The organism is Bacillus cereus group sp. MS39 (assembly GCF_040448665.1).
Taxonomy (GTDB): Bacteria; Bacillota; Bacilli; order Bacillales; family Bacillaceae_G; genus Bacillus_A; species Bacillus_A wiedmannii.
The window spans coordinates 5,161,570-5,178,080 of record NZ_CP123058.1 but is presented as its reverse complement, the minus strand read 5'-3'; the positions used below and the strand labels follow the sequence as shown (position 1 = coordinate 5,178,080).

Below are 16,511 nucleotides of genomic sequence, written 5' to 3'. Positions count from 1 at the left end.
TGCTTGGTGGTTTTGTATTATGACTCTAATTTTTTCGCGCGTCTTAATAGAAAAAGAAAGACAATGACGAAGAAACCAAGTATAAGGAAGAACCCATATTGTTTTATATAATCCATTACGTCATCTGCGCTTGTTGGTTTTTCAACGTGAATGCCATCTTTGTTAGTCGTAATATGAATATCTTTCATTTTCACTTCATTTGTTTCTTTTTGTAAATCAATCCATTCTATATTTGGAATACTTTCTAGATCCTTTAATACTTCTTTTAATGGTTTCACACCTAAGTAAGGATGATAGAATGCACCAATAACTCCATCGGATAATTTAGCAACAGATACAGCACGTTCTTTCATCTTTGCAATAGCATGTGGCTTATCTTCTTCAATAAAGCCAACTGTTTCAGGCATTAATTTCATCCCGTGTAAAAATGATGGGGTACTTGTATAAAATGGTGAGTGCATGGATTTCCAAGTTGTATCACTTAACTGTAGTTGTCCTACATAAGTTGAAAAGTACCTTGATAATATTTCATATCCTTTTTGAGACATCGTGTAATGAGGTGCTTCAAATGCGACAGGATATAGTTTGGCATCTACAAGTTCTTGAATACCTTTTTCAATATGATCAGTCGTATACTTTTCTTCAAACTCTTCCCCTTTTTTTACATATGCATTATATGCTTCGACATTAGGGAAGTCATCTTTTGTTTTTGGTTTTTCATGCTTCGGTTGACGAATTGGTTGATCTGTTTTTACGTCCCAAAATTCAAAACCTTCCCCAGTTTCACTATCATAAAATTGATGCGTATAACCATGCATAATAATTGCTGCACCATCATCTTGCATAGAGCGTAAAAGATCGACTAGTTCGGGTTTATCTTTTAAATGCAGTGTTTTACCTGTCTCGGGATCTGTATATACAGGAATAACAGTGATCATGTAAGGAATCTTTTTCTCTTTTAGTAATTCAGCAATTTCTTTTAATTGATTTATATCTGCGGCCGGATGAACGTCCTCAAGACGCAAATAAGCCTCTACTTTATTTGTCGTTGGCTTTTGTCCAAAGTAAGAAAATAACATTTCACCGACGTAATGAGACATCCAGTCAAAGAGGTGTGGCGTTGCCACGTAATAAGATGTTTCATGCTGAACGATTAGTGGGTTCTTGCTATTTGAACTTACAGCGTTAGCAAGAATAGTTCCGTTTGTATCAAAAGATTGAATCAATCGTTCCTCTTCTAAAGTGTTTTTTAGCTTATGGCTTGGATATTCGATTTTATTAACTCGTATATCACTATCCTTTAGAGTAATGAAAGAAAAGCGATTAGATAATTGTTCAACATTTTGTCCTAGAACTAATACTGGGCCTGAGAAATTTTCTATCAGTTGTTTTGCTTCAGCAGGAAACTCTTCCTTTTGTTCACCGATATAGACAATATGTGTATAAGAAGATGAATTAGTAATTTCATTAGCTTGTTTTAAACTTTTCGTAGTTATATCGTTTGTAAAATGGCCTAATTGAATATTAAGGATTTGAATATTATTTGTAATTTTATCGTCTTTTGTACTATATAAAACAAGTACTTTTGGTTTTGGTGACGTTTGTGCAGAGGTGTGGATAGGGATAAGTAGTAAAATGCTGAACAAGAGTATTATGCACTTTTTCATTTGGTCTGCTCCTATTCTATATGTAGAGTTCAATTTACAATTATATACAAGAAATAAGTTATAGTCTATGAAAGTTACATTTTTGCACGTATTTACCAGCTGTTTTTTCACAAAATCGGTCTAAAGCATGATGATAATATGTATAGTTATTTGCTATGATAAAAGGGTAAGAGAATGATAGAATGTTGGTAATTGTAAAGGGAAGAAGGCTGAAAGGGGACAAATTTCAGCGGAGAAAGAGGTAGAGGTAGTGAAGAAATTCTTTGTAGGATTTTTAGTTGTTCTTGGGGTGTACTTATATTTCCAAGGAAAGTCTGAAGGAATGGGCAAGTTAATGAATGAGACAAGCTATGTTGACTCAGAAGAAGCAAAACAGATGAAACAAATTATTATAGAGGAAGCAAAGAAAGTCAATCTTCCAGAATGGATACCTCTTACAATTGCCGAACATGAAAGCCGGTTAAATCCAAGAAGTGTCGGAGATAATGGAACTTCATTCGGATTGTTTCAATTGCATCGCGGTGGCGGACTTGCACCAGAGCATTTAACTGATGAAGAGTTGAAAGATCCACGTACAAATGCGCAAATTGCAATGCCGCATTTAATGAAAGGATATAAGCGCGGGGTGCAAAAAGGTTTGACTGATTTTGCATTACTAAAATATATAGCAAATACATCTGGATGGCCGGGAAATTTAGGGCCAGAGTGGACGGATAATAACATGAAGTATAACGTCGGGTTAGAGGACGTGTACTATCGAAATAAAGGTGTAATCAAAGAGTAGGTTTTCTATACCTACTCTGTTTTTTTGTGAATAATTGTATCTTTTTCGCTCGTGAAGTACTGCGCGAGTTGTATTTTCACGTCTTCTAGCTTTGTAGAAACTTGTGGTATTTTATATCCTACATATAAGGGTGAAACGACAAACCTAGGAACAACTTTACAAATGATTTTTCCATTTAAGTGATAGAAAAATAAGTTATAACTACTACATCCTTTATGGAAATCTGTCAGTATGTAACGTACAGTTTGTTGAATATAATTTGCTAGTTCATCTATGCATTCAACATCTTCAATGATGATATTAAATTCAGTAAAACCGATAATAGGACGATCTGAAATATTGAGTTCAATGTGTTCGTTTTTTTGCACAATTACTCCTTGGAAGTTTTCCTGTTCTACGTTATCGAGGTAGTCTACATATTTCATTCCAATAATCTGCATGTGTGCATGATGCAAACTTCCGCCTGAGAATGGACCGTGGTTTTTGTATAAAATCACAGATGTGAATTCTTCATTCTTCTGTAAGTCTAACCAATGTTGAATGGAGAAACGGATTAGCGATCTCATATGTTCTTCTGTATATGTCGCAATATGGTCTTCACAATTATCTGTTTCGATTAGCACCGTTTGAAATGTATCTTTTAATGTAGGAAATTTGTTTTTTAGCCAAATAATTGAGTCCTCAGTTGCTAAAATATCCGTTAAATTTTCTCTGTCACAAAAAGGACATGTGGCGCTTCTATTCCGAATGCTTTCTGGTTTTTGTTTGCCAATATCGTTTAAAAAGTATAGTTGTTGTGTATCCATTTGTATGTATGCCCCTTTAAAATGTGTGTAAAAATCCCGCTTAATACATTCGGGAAAGGGAGAAGGAAATCCTTTAAAGGGGATAGGAAAAATAAAAGACAAGATATCCTCATTAAGATAGGGTACCTTGTCTTTTATTTTTTCTTTAATAATGTGTATGGATAATATAGATTGTTTTTATTATGCTTCTTTTTTCTATTTTTTATTGTGTATAAGGCAATTGCTGTACTTGCGATTACAATAATGGCTTTCTTCATATTCATTTACCCCTTTTTTATTGTTCGTTTAATTCTTGGCTAACTGCTTTTGCATCAACTAGAGCGTGTAAAATCATTTTTACCATGTTTATCATATTCCTTCACTCCTTTTTATAGTTCGTTTAGTTCTTTTACAACTGCTTGTCCGTTCACTAATACCTCAAAGATTGCTTTTACGATTTCTTTCATCATGATTGTTTACCTCCTTTTGTTGTCTCTCTTGTTTACATCTTTATTGTATAGGGAGGCGCTTTTTCGTACTATCGCTTTCCATTACGTGAACATAACAGTGTTGTAAGATTTGATGTCACTTATTGAAATGTTTAGTCTATCTTCATTATTTTCAGAAAAATGACTATTCAAACATGAAATGGGGAAGTATAATAAAGAAGTAAGTATTAAATTCCGTACGAAAGAGGTGAATGAGATGAAACGTTCTTTAGCTGCACGTGCCAAATTTTTAGATTATATCTATTTTTGTCGTGCGATTTTTCATGATGTAGTTGTTAACGGGATACGTCTGTCCTTTTTTAACAATTGCATAGTAGCTATTGAACGATAGAAATCTCTTCACCCATTTTTAATAAACGTGTGAAAAGGGAGCTATTTGGCTTCCTTTTTCTATGCCGAAAACCATGGGGAATGTTTCTTTCCCATGGTTTTTTATATTGAAAGGAGTACGGAAAATGACAATTTGTAGTGTAAATAATGTAACGAAATCTTTTGGTGGAAACATCATATTTGAAAATATATCGCTTGAAATAAAGAATGGTGAACGTGTTGGATTAGTTGGTCGTAACGGTAGTGGGAAGACAACAATCTTTCAGCTTCTAACTGGAATGGAAAGTTTGGATGCAGGGGACATTCATATGAAGAAAGGTACATGTATTGGTCATGTGGCACAAATTCCGAAATTTGATGAGGGTATGAATATATATGATGTATTGAGTTCCGCCTTTAAAACAGAAAAGGAATTAGAAAGAGAAATGCGTGCTTTAGAAAAACATATGGCAGAAGAACGGGAACCGTCTGCTTTACAAAGATTAATGGAGAGATACGGAGTAATCCAAGAAAAGTTTGCGTTTCTTGGTGGTTATGAAATAGAAGCGAATATGATGAAGGTAGCAAACGGTCTACAGGTGACAGAACTATTTCTCCGATCATTTTCCGAGTTAAGTGGTGGGGAACAAACAAAAGTAAGCCTTGCATACATGTTGTTGCAGAAACCAGATTTACTTCTATTAGATGAACCAACCAATCATTTAGATTTATTCGCCGTAGAATGGCTAGAGCAATTTTTAAAAGAATACAATGGAACGGTTATGGTCATTTCACATGATCGCTATTTCCTTGATGAAGTTGTAACGAAGATTTTTGATTTAGAAGATGGAGAGATTCACGTGTATCATACGAACTATTCTCAGTTTGTTGAGGAAAAGGAAGAACGGTTACTTCAGGAGTTTCAGGCTTATCAAGAACAGCAAAAGAAAATAAAGAAAATGAAAGAAGCAATTAAACGACTACGTGAATGGGCAAATCAGGCGAATCCTCCGAATGAAGGATTGCATAAGAGAGCGAGAAGTATGGAACGTGCACTGGAACGTATAGAGAAACTAAAGAAACCTATTTTAGAACGAAAACAAATGGGACTTCAGTTTGAAGGGAAAGAGAGAAGTGGGAAAGATGTTGTTGTAATGAAAGAAGTGAGTAAAGGATTTGCTGGCCACCCTTTATTTAACGAAGCGAATTTACATGTTCGTTTTCAAGAGCGTGCGGCGATCGTTGGTCGTAATGGTACAGGAAAGACAACGTTACTAAAGTTATTATTAGAAGAAATAGAACCAGACGTTGGAGAAATCCGTATTGGTAGTAGTGTGAAAATCGGTTATTTATCACAACATGCGTACGGAAATATGAAGAGTAATGTATTAGAGGCTTTTAGGGAATATGTAGCTGTAACAGAGGGAGAAGCGAGACATATATTAGCTAGGTTTTTATTTTATGGTCCAGCGGTGTTTAAGAAAGTAACGCAACTGAGCGGTGGAGAAAAAATGAGGTTAAGACTTGCGCAACTTATGTATCAAGATATCAATTTTTTAATTTTAGATGAGCCGACAAACCATCTCGACATTGAATCAAGGGAAGTTTTAGAGGAAGCTCTTGAGCAATATAATGGAACGATTTTAGCTGTTTCACATGATCGTTATTTTTTAAATAAGTTATTTGAAAAGACGTATTGGATTGATGAGCATAAATTATTTGAGTTTGCAGGGAACTACGCATGGGCTCGTCAAAAGTGGGAAGAAAAGCTCGAGAAACAAGTAATAAAGCAGCAACGCCGAGGAAGAAAAAATATTGAAACAGCTCCTGTAAAAAAGAAAGAAGTTAGGAATGTTGAGGGTATTGAAACGGAGTTAATGTATGTAGAAGAGGATATATATGCGCTTGAGTGTAAGATGGAACATGTAGTTGATGTTGAAATGCTTGAACAATTGTATGAAGAAAAAACGAAGAAAGAGTTGTTACGAGCGGAGTTATATAATGAGTTAGAGAATATTGTGGAGTAAAAAGTAGAAAGCGAATCCCTTCAGCTTTGCTGAAGGGATTCGCTTTTTTGTACTCATATTTTACTTTAAGAGAAAAATAAAAATTGTGTTTCACGTGAAACAGTAAATTTGATACATCTTTGTTCCGTAATTTACATAGATTGTAAAACATAAATGATATTAGGGATTTTTTGGATCGGTTACTTATTTCCCGAGACATAAGTATGTGAAACGGCGGATCAGGATTGAAAATAAAAAAGCAGAGTTACAGCTTTACGCGCTGAACTCTGCTTTCTTTTTGTGTCGTATCTTCCCTTGTTGAAATGATAATGGCGATCCCGAGCATAATAAAAAAAGCTAAAAAGAGGACGAACTTTGGGAAGAATGGGAATAGTAATAGAGCCCCGACTATCATAATTGTTAATAATACGTAGTGCAGGACGTATTGGAATAGGTTGTCCATGTTTTCGCCCCCTTTTTGGTAATTGGTTATTAGTATTCTATGTTTCATACTGAACGAATAGAAGTGAATTTTTAATTTTTTAATACGAAATAAAAGAGAACGATTGACATGTTTAAAGGAAAGGAATAATCTTGAAATTAATTCATACTATTTTTATAGGAAAAATAAAGATAGTTACAGAGAGGAGGCCTATGTTCCTGCATCGATAAAAATTAGGAAGGTAAAGGTGAGAGGGCAATGAAAAATGCTTTTAAAGGAGCACTTGCTACATTTCTTAGTGTGTCAGTATTACTAGCCGGATGTGGTCAAGAGGAAGCAAGTACAAATGAAGCCGGGAACGTACTAAAAGTAAAAGATGAATTTATTAAGGCGAGCGACAAATCAAAAAGTCCTACAAAAGTAAATGAAAGAAAAGATACTTTTGTAGTTGGAATGCCGAGCCCTGGAGGGATATTCCTTCCGCACTTTATGGAGAATGGATGGGATGGTAATATAACGCAAGCTATCTTTGCGCCTCTCGTTGGACTGGATAAGGAAGGGAAACCAATTCCCATTTTGGCGAAGAAGTGGGATATTTCGGAGGATCAGCTTACATATACATTCCATTTGAAAGATAATTTGAAGTTTAGTGATGGTAAACCGTTAACTGCGGAGGATGTAGCATTTACATTAACGTTATTACATGATCCAACTTATAGTGGTGCGACTGATATAAGCCAAACAGCAATAAAAGGTGGGCAAGCATATAAAGAAGGAAAAGCGAATTCTATTGAGGGAATTCAAGTCATTGATCCGAAAACAATTAGGATTACGACTGAAAAGGTAAATGCTCAAACGCTATCATTAATCGGTGGAGAAGTTATATCTAAAGCGTATTACGGGAAAGAGTATAAACAAGGACACTTGGAGTATTTAAAAGAGTTGTATGGGAAGCCGGTGGGAGCAGGAGCTTATAAGTTAGATCAATATATTCCTAGTCAAGAGGTTCGATTTGTAGCAAATGAAAATTATTTTGAAGGAAAACCGAAGATTGAGCACTTTATTTATAAAATTACAAAGGGTGATACGAAGTTACAACAATTTCAAGCAGGAGAAGTAGATTATGATGGTTTTACGACAAACGTGGAGACCATTGAGCAATTAAAAGATTTAGGTTTTGCTAATATTAATGTGTATACAGGAAGCTCTTATGGCTACATTAAAATGAATTATAAGAAGCCATACTTTAAAGATAAACGTGTCCGCCAAGCATTTATTTATGGATTAGAGCGTCAAAAGGTTATTGATACGTATTTCCAAGGATATGCGTCACTCGTTAATGTACCGATTACGCCAGTTTCATGGGCGTATACAGAAGAGGGCATTAATAAATATGAGTATAACTTAGAGAAGGCGAAGAAATTACTGGATGAGGCTGGATGGAAAGCGGGTTCGGATGGAATTCGTGAAAAAGATGGACAAAAATTGAAAGTAAGTTATTTTGCCTCATCAGCAAGTAAAATAAATGATGTAATGATTCCTGTGATGAAAGAAGATTATAAAAAGTTGGGTATAGAGTTTAACCCAGAATATATGGACTTTAATACGATGATTTCAAAAGTGATAAAAGGTGATTATGATTTAGCGATGGTATCTACGCCAATGATTGATGATCCGAGCGGAACGATTGAAGAGTTTGTTTCAACAAGTAAACGAAATTATGATGGATATTATAATCCGAAAGTAGATGAATTAGCTAAGCAAGCATTAGAAACGTTGGATATTGAAAAGCGAAAAGAAATTTATAAAAAGTTATATCAAGAATTAAGCGAAGACCCGCCTGTAATCTTCTTGAATAATAGCAAAGTGGTGTCTGCACATAATGCACGAATTCAAGGATTACAAGAAGATAACTATAACGGTATTTTATTAAGTTTACCTAAATTAAAGATAGAATAGAAATTTTCGAAATATTTATTTAGAAAGAATTGACAAAATATAACTGACGATATAAGCTAATAACCATAAAGTCTACCGGAAAGGTCGGAATAGGATTGTTACCCCTCAAAAACATCTATTTTTTACGATTAAAACCGACTTTTCCGATTGACTATAAAATGTTGCTGTGGGAGGCATACATAAGGCAAGCAGTTCATAAGGTTTAATTATTAAAAAAAGTTAGGGTGGGGACAATGAAGAAAAAGACAAAAAAATGGGCTGGTGTATTTTCAGTATTACTGAGTAGTTCGCTTGTGTTATCTGCTTGTGGGGGACAGGAAGATACGGCTTCTACAGAACCAGTAAAAAAGCAGGATTTAAAAGACTCTAAGATTGAATCAATTCCAGCTACAGATAAAAAGAAAAGTCCAGAGAAAGCAAATCAGCGAAAAGATACGTTTATTACAGCCATTTCTAAGCCAGGGGGAGTTTTCCTTCCATATTTCCAAGATAATGGTTGGGATGGAAATGTAACGTCTGTTATTTTTGCGTCACTAGTAACAACAGACAAACAAAGTAAACCTATTCCGGACCTTGCAGAAAAATGGGATATTTCTGCTGACCAGTTAACATATACATTCCATTTACGTAAAAATTTAAAATTTAGTGATGGGTCGCCTTTAACAGCGGATGACGTAGCATTTACATTAACACTACTTCATGATAAAGCGTATGAAGGTGGATTGGATATTGCTCAGTATGCTGTTAAAGGCGGGAAGGAATATAAAGAAGGAAAAGCAACTTCTATTGAAGGAATTCAAGTTGTTGATCCACAGACAATTAAAATTACGACTGAAAAAGTTAATTCACAGGCGCTAACTAATTTAGGTGGCCCAGTACTATCAAAAGCTTATTATGGAAAAGATTATAAACAAAATACAAGTTTAGACTATTTAAAAGCATTATATGGGCAACCAATTGCAGCGGGTCCATATAAATTTGAAAAATATGTTCCAGGTCAAGAAGTACGCTTCGTTGCTAACGAAAATTATTATGCAGGTAAACCAAAAATCAAAAACTTTATTTACAAAATCACATCAGGTGATACTGGATTCCAATTATTCCAAACAGGTGAACTGGACTATAGTGGATTTAGAGCAAATCCTGAGAATATAGACCAATTAAAAGGATTAGAGTTTGCAAATATTAATCTTGAATCATCAAGTGATATTGCTTATATCTATGTAAATAATAAGAAATCGTATTTGAAGGATAAGAAGGTACGTCAAGCACTTACTTATGGATTAGACCGTAAGAAGTATGTGGATACAGCTTTACAAGGATATGGATCTGTTGCTAACGTACCAATTGCGCCAGTTTCATGGGCATATACAGAAGAAGGTATTAATAAATATCCACATGACGTAGAAAAGGCTAAAAAATTATTGGATGAGGCTGGCTGGAAAGTAGGTTCTGACGGGGTTCGTGAAAAAGATGGTCAAAAACTAAAATTAACATATTACGCATCAAATACAGGTAAGACAAATGATATCTTTATTCCAATTGCAAAAGAAAGTTACAAAGAAATCGGTGTTGAATTAAATCCAGAGTTGATGGACTTTAATACGATGCTTTCAAAAGTAGGAAAAGGTGACTACGATTTAGCGGCAGTTTCAACACCAGGAATTAGTGATCCAAGTGAAGTTGTAAGTGATTACTTATCAACTAATCCAAAAAGTGATACGGGTTATAACAACCCGAAAGTAGATGACTTGATTGTAAAAGGTATAGGGACGACAGATATTGAAAAACGTAAAGCAATTTATAAAGAACTGTATAAAGAGTTAAGTGATGATCCACCAGTTATTTTATTAAACTATCGTAAACTACTTTATGCTCATAATGCACGTATAAAAGGAATTGATCCAGAAAAGTACGATAGCATTAGTTCCAACTTACCAGTGTTATCTATTGAACAATAAGGGTTGACCTAAATAATAGAAGGCGTTTTTTCATACAGCGATGGAATAGTAGCTGTTTTGAAAAAATGTTCTTCTATTTTTAAGTAAATAGGATTGGGGAGACAAAAGGTGAAAACATATATCGTTCGTAGGTTCCTTCAAATGATCCCTACATTGTTTGGTACATCTATTATTATTTTTTTCTTATTTGCACTTTTGCCGGGGGATTATATTGATTCAAATCCAAAGTTAACACCAGAGAGAGCTCAAGAGTTAAGGGAATTGTATGGCTTAAACAAACCAATTATTGAAAGATATTTTCAATGGTTAGTGAATGCTTTGCATGGTGATTTTGGATTTTCTCTACAGTATCAAGAACCTGTAACTTCATTACTTAATAAATTTATTTGGAATACATTTATCGTTGCTGTTGCAGCTTTATTTTTCACTTGGATTATTGCTCTTATTATTGGGGTTATTTCTGCAACAAAGCAGCACTCTTGGTTTGATAGATTGGTAACAATCGGTGTCTTTGCAGCAATGTCATTTCCATCATTCTTTATCGGATTATTTTTAATTAAATTATTAGCAGTTGATTTAAAGTTATTACCTATTGGTGGCATGATTGATATTGGGAGTAACTCAACAGGAATAGCATACATATTAGAAGTATTACGTCATATGATTCTACCTGTATTTATTTTAACGCTTCTTGGTGTAGGATCATTAACACGATATTTTAGAACAAGCATGTTGGATGTTGTTAGGCAAGATTATATTCGTACTGCTCGTGCAAAAGGTTTAAAAGAAAGAACCGTTATTTATAAACATGCATTGAAAAATGCAATTTTGCCAGCAATTACATTACTTGCTTTTGAATTACCTGGTTTATTTTCAGGAGCGATTATTATTGAACAGATTTTTAATTGGCCAGGGATTGGGAGTATTCAATTAGAAGCATTAAACTTCCGTGATTATACGGTATTAATGGCCTTTACAATGTTTCTTTCTTGTTTAACAATTATGGCTAATTTCTTAGCTGATATTGTATATGCGTTTGTTGATCCAAGAATTCGATTGAAGTAAGGGGGGAAAGATATGGAGACTATTACACCAATAATAGAGAAAAAGAAAGAACGAAAAAAGAGAAATGAATCATCACCATGGCGCCAAGCGTATAAAAAAATTAAGAAAAATAAGATGGCACTGTGTGGCTTATACGTTTTAATATTTATGTTTTTATTTAGTTTTATCGGTCCAATCTTTTCGCCGTATGCTGATGGGAAAGTACAAGTAACACAAATTAATAAACCACCCAGCCTGTCACATTGGCTTGGAACAGACCAGTTGGGACGGGATATTTTAACTAGACTTATGCAAGCAGGGCGTATTTCATTAACAATTGGTTTAGCGTCGATGCTATTATCCGTTATACTAGGAGCTTTATTAGGAGCAATTGCTGGTTTTTATCGAGGGGTTGTAGATCATTTAATTATGCGTGTTGCGGATGTGTTAATGTCCATTCCGGGATTACCGCTACTTATTATAATGGGAGCAATTTTATCAGAATGGAAATTACCATCGGAATACCGTTTATATGTTGTAATGATTATTTTAAGTTTAGTAGGATGGCCAGGACTTGCCCGGCTTGTGAGAGGACAAATTTTAACATTGCGGGAGCAAGCCTTTATGCAAGCAGCAGATGTATTAGGATTAAAGGATTCTCGGAAAATTATTCATCATTTAATTCCTAACGTCTTTCCGTTGCTTATTGTTGTAGCAACTTTGGGTGTTGCAGGTTCAATTTTGAGTGAGTCCGCACTAAGTTACTTAGGTCTCGGAGTCGTCCCACCTACACCATCATGGGGGAATATGATTAGCGCAGCTAACTCGTTAATTGATTTCCAAAAGCGTCCGTGGTTATGGATTCCGCCTGGTTTTGCAATCTTTATAACAGTTGTATCCATTAATTTACTTGGTGATGCACTTCGTGATGCGTTAGATCCAAAGATGAGACGGTAGGTGAGAAGGTATGAGTAAAGCGGTAGTAGAGCTGAAAGACTTACAAACACACTTTCAGACAGAAGAAGGGACAGTAAAAGCTGTGAATCACGTTAGTTTTACAGTTCGAGAAGGTGAAACTGTTTGTGTTGTAGGTGAATCGGGTTGCGGGAAAAGTGTAACAGCTTTATCCATTATGGGACTTATTGCTGAATCAGGCAGTGTAGTAGGTGGGGATATTTTATATGAAGGAAAAAGTCTTTTAGGAATGAAAGAGAAAGAGCTTCGTAGTTTACGAGGAAATGATATTGCGATGATTTTCCAAGAGCCGATGACATCGCTAAATCCTGTCTTCACTGTAGGTGAACAAATTGTAGAGACGTTAAGAGAGCATGAATTACTTAGTAAAAATGAAGCATATAAGAAGGCAATTGAGTTAATTCGTAAAGTCGGCATAGCTCGTGCGGATGAAATCGTCCACTCTTATCCGCACGAACTGAGTGGTGGAATGTTACAACGTATTATGATTGCTGTTGCACTTAGTTGTAATCCTAAGTTATTAATTGCTGATGAACCGACAACCGCTCTTGATGTTACAATTCAAGCTCAAATATTAGATTTATTAAGACAAGTAAAAGAGGAATTTAAAACATCAATTTTATTAATTACACATGATTTAGGCGTTGTAGCTGAGATGGCTGATTACGTTGTCGTTATGTATGGTGGGAAAGTGATTGAAGAAGCACCAGTACTAGAGATATTCCAAAATCCGAAACACCCGTATACGAAGGGCTTGTTGAAATCAAAACCAGTGATGGGAAAACGAATAGATAAACTATATTCTATTCCAGGGCAAGTTCCTAATTTAGTTGGTTTGGATGAATTTTGCTACTTTAGCGGTCGTTGTGAGCATTGTATGGAAATATGTAAAGAAGAAGCGCCAAATCTGAATGTACATGATGAAAATCATAAAGTAGCTTGTTGGTTATATGAGGAGCGTGCGGAACAATGAGTGAACCATTATTAGAAGTAAAAAACTTAAAAACATATTTTCCGATTAAAGGCGGCATATTTAGTAGAACGGTTGGACATGTAAAAGCAGTTGATGGAGTAAGTTTTACTATTAATAAAGGGGAAGTGTTCGGTCTCGTTGGTGAATCAGGAAGCGGAAAAACGACGATAGGAAAAACAATTTTACGTCTCGTTCAAAAAACGGAGGGAGAAGTGAAGTTTAAAGGACACGATGTTCATTCTTTATCAAAAGAGGAATTGAGAAAACATCGTCCTAATATGCAGCTTGTGTTTCAAGATCCATTTAGCTCATTAAATCCGAGAATGAGAATTGGAGAAGCACTTGGCGAGCCGATGTTGGCTCACGGACTAGCGACGAAAGAAAATGTTCGTGAAAAAGTGACAGAAGTATTAGAGTTATGTGGTTTAGCCCCATATCATATTGACCGGTACCCTCATGAGTTTTCTGGTGGACAACGTCAGCGTATCGTTATCGCAAGAGCAATGGTATTAAATCCAGAATTTATTGTAGCTGACGAACCTGTGGCAGCACTAGATGTATCTATTCAAGCACAGATCATTAATTTATTTAGTGAGTTACAGGAGAAAAAGGGACTATCTTATTTGTTCATTTCACATGATTTAAGCGTAGTAGAGCACTTATGTACGAAAATTGGAATTATGTATTTAGGAACGATTGTGGAAACAGCGCCGCGTGATGAGTTATTTACGAACCCACTTCATCCGTATACAAAAGCATTGTTATCAGCTGTGCCAATACCAGATCCAACAGTGAAGCGAGAGCGGATTATACTAGAGGGTGATATTCCAAGTCCAGCAAATCCACCTTCGGGTTGTCGCTTTCATACACGTTGCCCGTTTGCAACAGATATTTGTAAACAAACGGTACCAGAATTCCGTAATGTTGGTGAAGAGCATTTTGTTGCTTGTCATCATGTATAAAAGAAAAGGACCCTTTCAAATTGAAAGAGTCCTTTTTTTATTTACTAGATGAAGTTTGTTTCAATATAAATTTCTCGATTGCGTGAGCAACCCCATGCTCATTATTTGTTAATGTTACGACATCACATAGTTTTTTTACATCTTCTTCAGCATTTCCCATTGCAACTGATAAGCCAGCTACTTGTAACATTGGCACATCATTAAAGTTGTCCCCGATTGCAATAGTATCTTCAATTGGTATATTGAAATAAGCAGCCATTTCTTGTAGACCGTTCCCTTTATGACCGTGCTTATCCATAATTTCTACATTAGTAGGAGCTGATGCGGTAACTGAAATATCAGTGTCTTCTTGTAACATGCTTAATAGCTGTGCACGATGCGCTGCATTAAATGTCAAAATGAAGAATTTAGATATTTCTAATTCTGGATTATTTACAACATCTTCGATTTTTTGAAAATCAGTAATTAAGTTTGATTTCTTTTGTTTTTCTGTAATTCGTTCAAGTTCTTCAAGTGTAACATCTAGTGCATGCTTGTTTTCTTCGAACGCTTGCATGACTTGATCTTGCCATGTATATGGAGAATAAACTCCTTTATTCGTATATAGCTTATAAGGAAAACCTTCAGATTCTAGTAATTTTGCAAGCTTGTATACTTTATCATTTTGTAAACAACGCGAGTTAATTACTTTTCCATCCACATAAACAATTGCCCCATTGCTCGCTCCAACTGGAAGAGATAGTTTATATTCTTCCAATAATTTCAAAGCATCCTCTTTTGCACGACCAGAACAAATCATGACTATATGACCAGCCTCTTTTGCAGTTTGGATAGCTTGTAAGTTCTCTTTGGAGATTTCAAGATTAGATGATAGTAGCGTACCATCCATATCTAATGCGATTAATTTCAAAATGACCACCTCTTTGCTTTTATTATACATAGTTATATAGAGGAAACATATAAACTTATCTTGGAAAAATCGTATTTTATCTCGCGTGAACCGTCAGTAAAAATTTGATAGGCGTCATCTTATTACTTTGAATATGCACTTTAATTTGTAACAAAAATAGAGGTAGGTATGAAGGTATTTCGTTATATGACTGTAATATTACAATAACATTACAAACTTCAACTTAGTAGAAAGTGCATTAAAATAGGGTTTTTAAGGGTGTTTATAAAAAAACGTAAAAAAAGTGTAATAAAATTTACGTAATTATATTGCAACGTAACAATAGTTATGTTACATTAATGTTACAAACGTTACGTTAATAACTTTAATGTAACGCTAACATAAAAACTATGAAATAAACATTTCTTAGAAATTACATATAGATAACTTATTAAAAAGGAGGATACATAAAATGAAAGAGCAAGTATTACAAGTAACAAAAGGTGACTTCGTAGGATCAGCAAGTGGAGCAGTAGTATTAACAGCATTAATCGTATTTCTATCAAGCGTATTAGTATAATAGAAGCTTTGTAACAAAAAACAAATGAAGGGAGAATGAAAGATATGAAAGAGCAAGTATTACAAGTAACAAAAGGTGATTTCGTAGGATCAGCAAGTGGAGCGGTAGTATTAACGGCATTAATCGTATTTCTATCAAGCGTATTAGTATAATAAAAGTTTTGTAATAAAAGAAAAAAGAGAGGAGAATGCAAAATGAAAGAGCAAGTATTACAAGTAACAAAAGGTGACTTCGTAGGATCAGCAAGTGGAGCGGTAGTATTAACGGCATTAATCGTATTTCTATCAAGCGTATTAGTATAATAAAAGTTTTGTAATAAAAGAAAAAGAGAGGAGAATGCAAAATGAAAGAGCAAGTATTACAAGTAACAAAAGGTGACTTCGTAGGATCAGCAAGTGGAGCAGTAGTATTAACGGCATTAATCGTATTTCTATCAAGTGTATTAGTATAATAGAAGTTTTAAATCTTACAAAATGAAAGGAGAATGAGGAATATGAACAGTGAACAAGTGTTACAAGTAACAAAAACAGATTTATTAGGATCATTAGGTGGAGCGGTAGTATTAACATCATTTATTTTATTCCTTGCAAATGTATTAGTATGAGATATATAAATACAATCATTCAAAAAAAATAAAGACTCTAGCATATTAGTAAGTAGTTAATA

The 16,511-nt window shown here is 34.8% G+C and carries 19 protein-coding genes; 14 read left to right on the top strand and 5 right to left on the bottom strand.

What is annotated here, in order from left to right; genetic code table 11:
• Positions 1–17: 17 nt before the first annotated feature.
• Positions 18–1,667, bottom strand: coding sequence for a polysaccharide deacetylase family protein (locus QEP67_RS26705; protein WP_000710542.1), 1,650 nt, complete (start codon positions 1,665–1,667; stop codon positions 18–20).
• Positions 1,668–1,917: 250 nt separating this feature from the next.
• Between QEP67_RS26705 and QEP67_RS26700 the strand changes: the two genes are divergently transcribed.
• On the top strand, positions 1,918–2,451 hold the full coding sequence (locus tag QEP67_RS26700) for a transglycosylase SLT domain-containing protein (protein WP_000713257.1): 534 nt from the start codon (positions 1,918–1,920) through the stop codon (positions 2,449–2,451).
• 11 nt (positions 2,452–2,462) lie between these two features.
• Here QEP67_RS26700 and QEP67_RS26695 read toward each other — a convergent pair whose 3' ends face one another.
• Positions 2,463–3,359: a DUF4931 domain-containing protein gene (locus QEP67_RS26695; protein WP_002109114.1), complete on the bottom strand. Its 897-nt coding sequence runs from the start codon at positions 3,357–3,359 to the stop codon at positions 2,463–2,465.
• 32 nt (positions 3,360–3,391) lie between these two features.
• A complete protein-coding gene (locus QEP67_RS26690) occupies positions 3,392–3,520 on the bottom strand; it encodes a hypothetical protein (RefSeq protein ID WP_002109112.1) in 129 nt (42 codons plus the stop codon).
• Between the two features lie 421 nt (positions 3,521–3,941).
• Between QEP67_RS26690 and QEP67_RS26685 the strand changes: the two genes are divergently transcribed.
• The gene (locus QEP67_RS26685) at positions 3,942–4,076 is read left to right on the top strand and encodes an RAxF-45 family protein (protein ID WP_046956655.1); all 135 of its coding nucleotides are present in this window, start codon (positions 3,942–3,944) and stop codon (positions 4,074–4,076) included.
• A gap of 124 nt (positions 4,077–4,200) precedes the next feature.
• Positions 4,201–6,081, top strand: coding sequence for a ribosomal protection-like ABC-F family protein (gene abc-f / locus QEP67_RS26680; protein WP_000150919.1), 1,881 nt, complete (start codon positions 4,201–4,203; stop codon positions 6,079–6,081).
• Positions 6,082–6,325: 244 nt separating this feature from the next.
• Here abc-f and QEP67_RS26675 read toward each other — a convergent pair whose 3' ends face one another.
• On the bottom strand, positions 6,326–6,523 hold the full coding sequence (locus QEP67_RS26675) for a hypothetical protein (protein ID WP_000369259.1): 198 nt from the start codon (positions 6,521–6,523) through the stop codon (positions 6,326–6,328).
• Positions 6,524–6,760: 237 nt separating this feature from the next.
• On the opposite strand from QEP67_RS26675, the gene QEP67_RS26670 reads away from it, so the two are divergent.
• The 6 genes from QEP67_RS26670 (at position 6,761) to QEP67_RS26645 (ending at position 14,376) form a co-directional block, all read left to right on the top strand.
• Positions 6,761–8,461 (top strand): ABC transporter substrate-binding protein, encoded by a 1,701-nt coding sequence (locus QEP67_RS26670; protein WP_000785086.1) that lies wholly within the window; start codon positions 6,761–6,763, stop codon positions 8,459–8,461.
• Positions 8,462–8,694: 233 nt separating this feature from the next.
• Complete coding sequence (locus QEP67_RS26665; RefSeq protein WP_000730673.1) at positions 8,695–10,422, top strand: ABC transporter substrate-binding protein; 1,728 nt, start codon at positions 8,695–8,697, stop codon at positions 10,420–10,422.
• A 108-nt stretch (positions 10,423–10,530) separates the two neighbouring features.
• Positions 10,531–11,487, top strand: coding sequence for an ABC transporter permease (locus tag QEP67_RS26660; RefSeq protein ID WP_000860732.1), 957 nt, complete (start codon positions 10,531–10,533; stop codon positions 11,485–11,487).
• A gap of 12 nt (positions 11,488–11,499) precedes the next feature.
• The gene (gene opp4C / locus QEP67_RS26655; protein WP_000447957.1) at positions 11,500–12,423 is read left to right on the top strand and encodes an oligopeptide ABC transporter permease; all 924 of its coding nucleotides are present in this window, start codon (positions 11,500–11,502) and stop codon (positions 12,421–12,423) included.
• A gap of 10 nt (positions 12,424–12,433) precedes the next feature.
• Positions 12,434–13,414, top strand: coding sequence for an ABC transporter ATP-binding protein (locus QEP67_RS26650; RefSeq protein WP_000030796.1), 981 nt, complete (start codon positions 12,434–12,436; stop codon positions 13,412–13,414).
• Positions 13,411–14,376, top strand: a complete 966-nt coding sequence (locus QEP67_RS26645; protein WP_001294507.1) for an ABC transporter ATP-binding protein — start codon at positions 13,411–13,413, stop codon at positions 14,374–14,376. The genes QEP67_RS26650 and QEP67_RS26645 overlap by 4 nt, the downstream gene beginning before the upstream one ends.
• 37 nt (positions 14,377–14,413) lie before the next feature.
• Here the strand turns inward: QEP67_RS26645 and QEP67_RS26640 are convergent, their stop codons facing one another.
• Positions 14,414–15,286, bottom strand: a complete 873-nt coding sequence (locus QEP67_RS26640) for a Cof-type HAD-IIB family hydrolase (RefSeq protein WP_000766408.1) — start codon at positions 15,284–15,286, stop codon at positions 14,414–14,416.
• Positions 15,287–15,737: 451 nt separating this feature from the next.
• On the opposite strand from QEP67_RS26640, the gene QEP67_RS26635 reads away from it, so the two are divergent.
• Genes QEP67_RS26635 through QEP67_RS26615 form a run of 5 tightly spaced genes read left to right on the top strand, consistent with a single transcriptional unit; the run spans position 15,738 to position 16,449 of the window.
• On the top strand, positions 15,738–15,845 hold the full coding sequence (locus QEP67_RS26635; protein WP_000664237.1) for a DUF3948 family protein: 108 nt from the start codon (positions 15,738–15,740) through the stop codon (positions 15,843–15,845).
• Between the two features lie 35 nt (positions 15,846–15,880).
• Positions 15,881–15,997 carry a DUF3948 family protein gene (locus QEP67_RS26630; protein WP_000654250.1) on the top strand — a complete coding sequence of 39 codons (117 nt, stop codon included), beginning with the start codon at positions 15,881–15,883 and terminating at the stop codon, positions 15,995–15,997.
• 42 nt (positions 15,998–16,039) lie between these two features.
• On the top strand, positions 16,040–16,147 hold the full coding sequence (locus QEP67_RS26625) for a DUF3948 family protein (protein ID WP_000664237.1): 108 nt from the start codon (positions 16,040–16,042) through the stop codon (positions 16,145–16,147).
• 41 nt (positions 16,148–16,188) lie between these two features.
• On the top strand, positions 16,189–16,296 hold the full coding sequence (locus QEP67_RS26620; RefSeq protein WP_000664237.1) for a DUF3948 family protein: 108 nt from the start codon (positions 16,189–16,191) through the stop codon (positions 16,294–16,296).
• 42 nt (positions 16,297–16,338) lie between these two features.
• Positions 16,339–16,449, top strand: a complete 111-nt coding sequence (locus tag QEP67_RS26615; RefSeq protein ID WP_001083700.1) for a DUF3948 family protein — start codon at positions 16,339–16,341, stop codon at positions 16,447–16,449.
• The last annotated feature ends 62 nt before the right edge of the window (positions 16,450–16,511 follow it).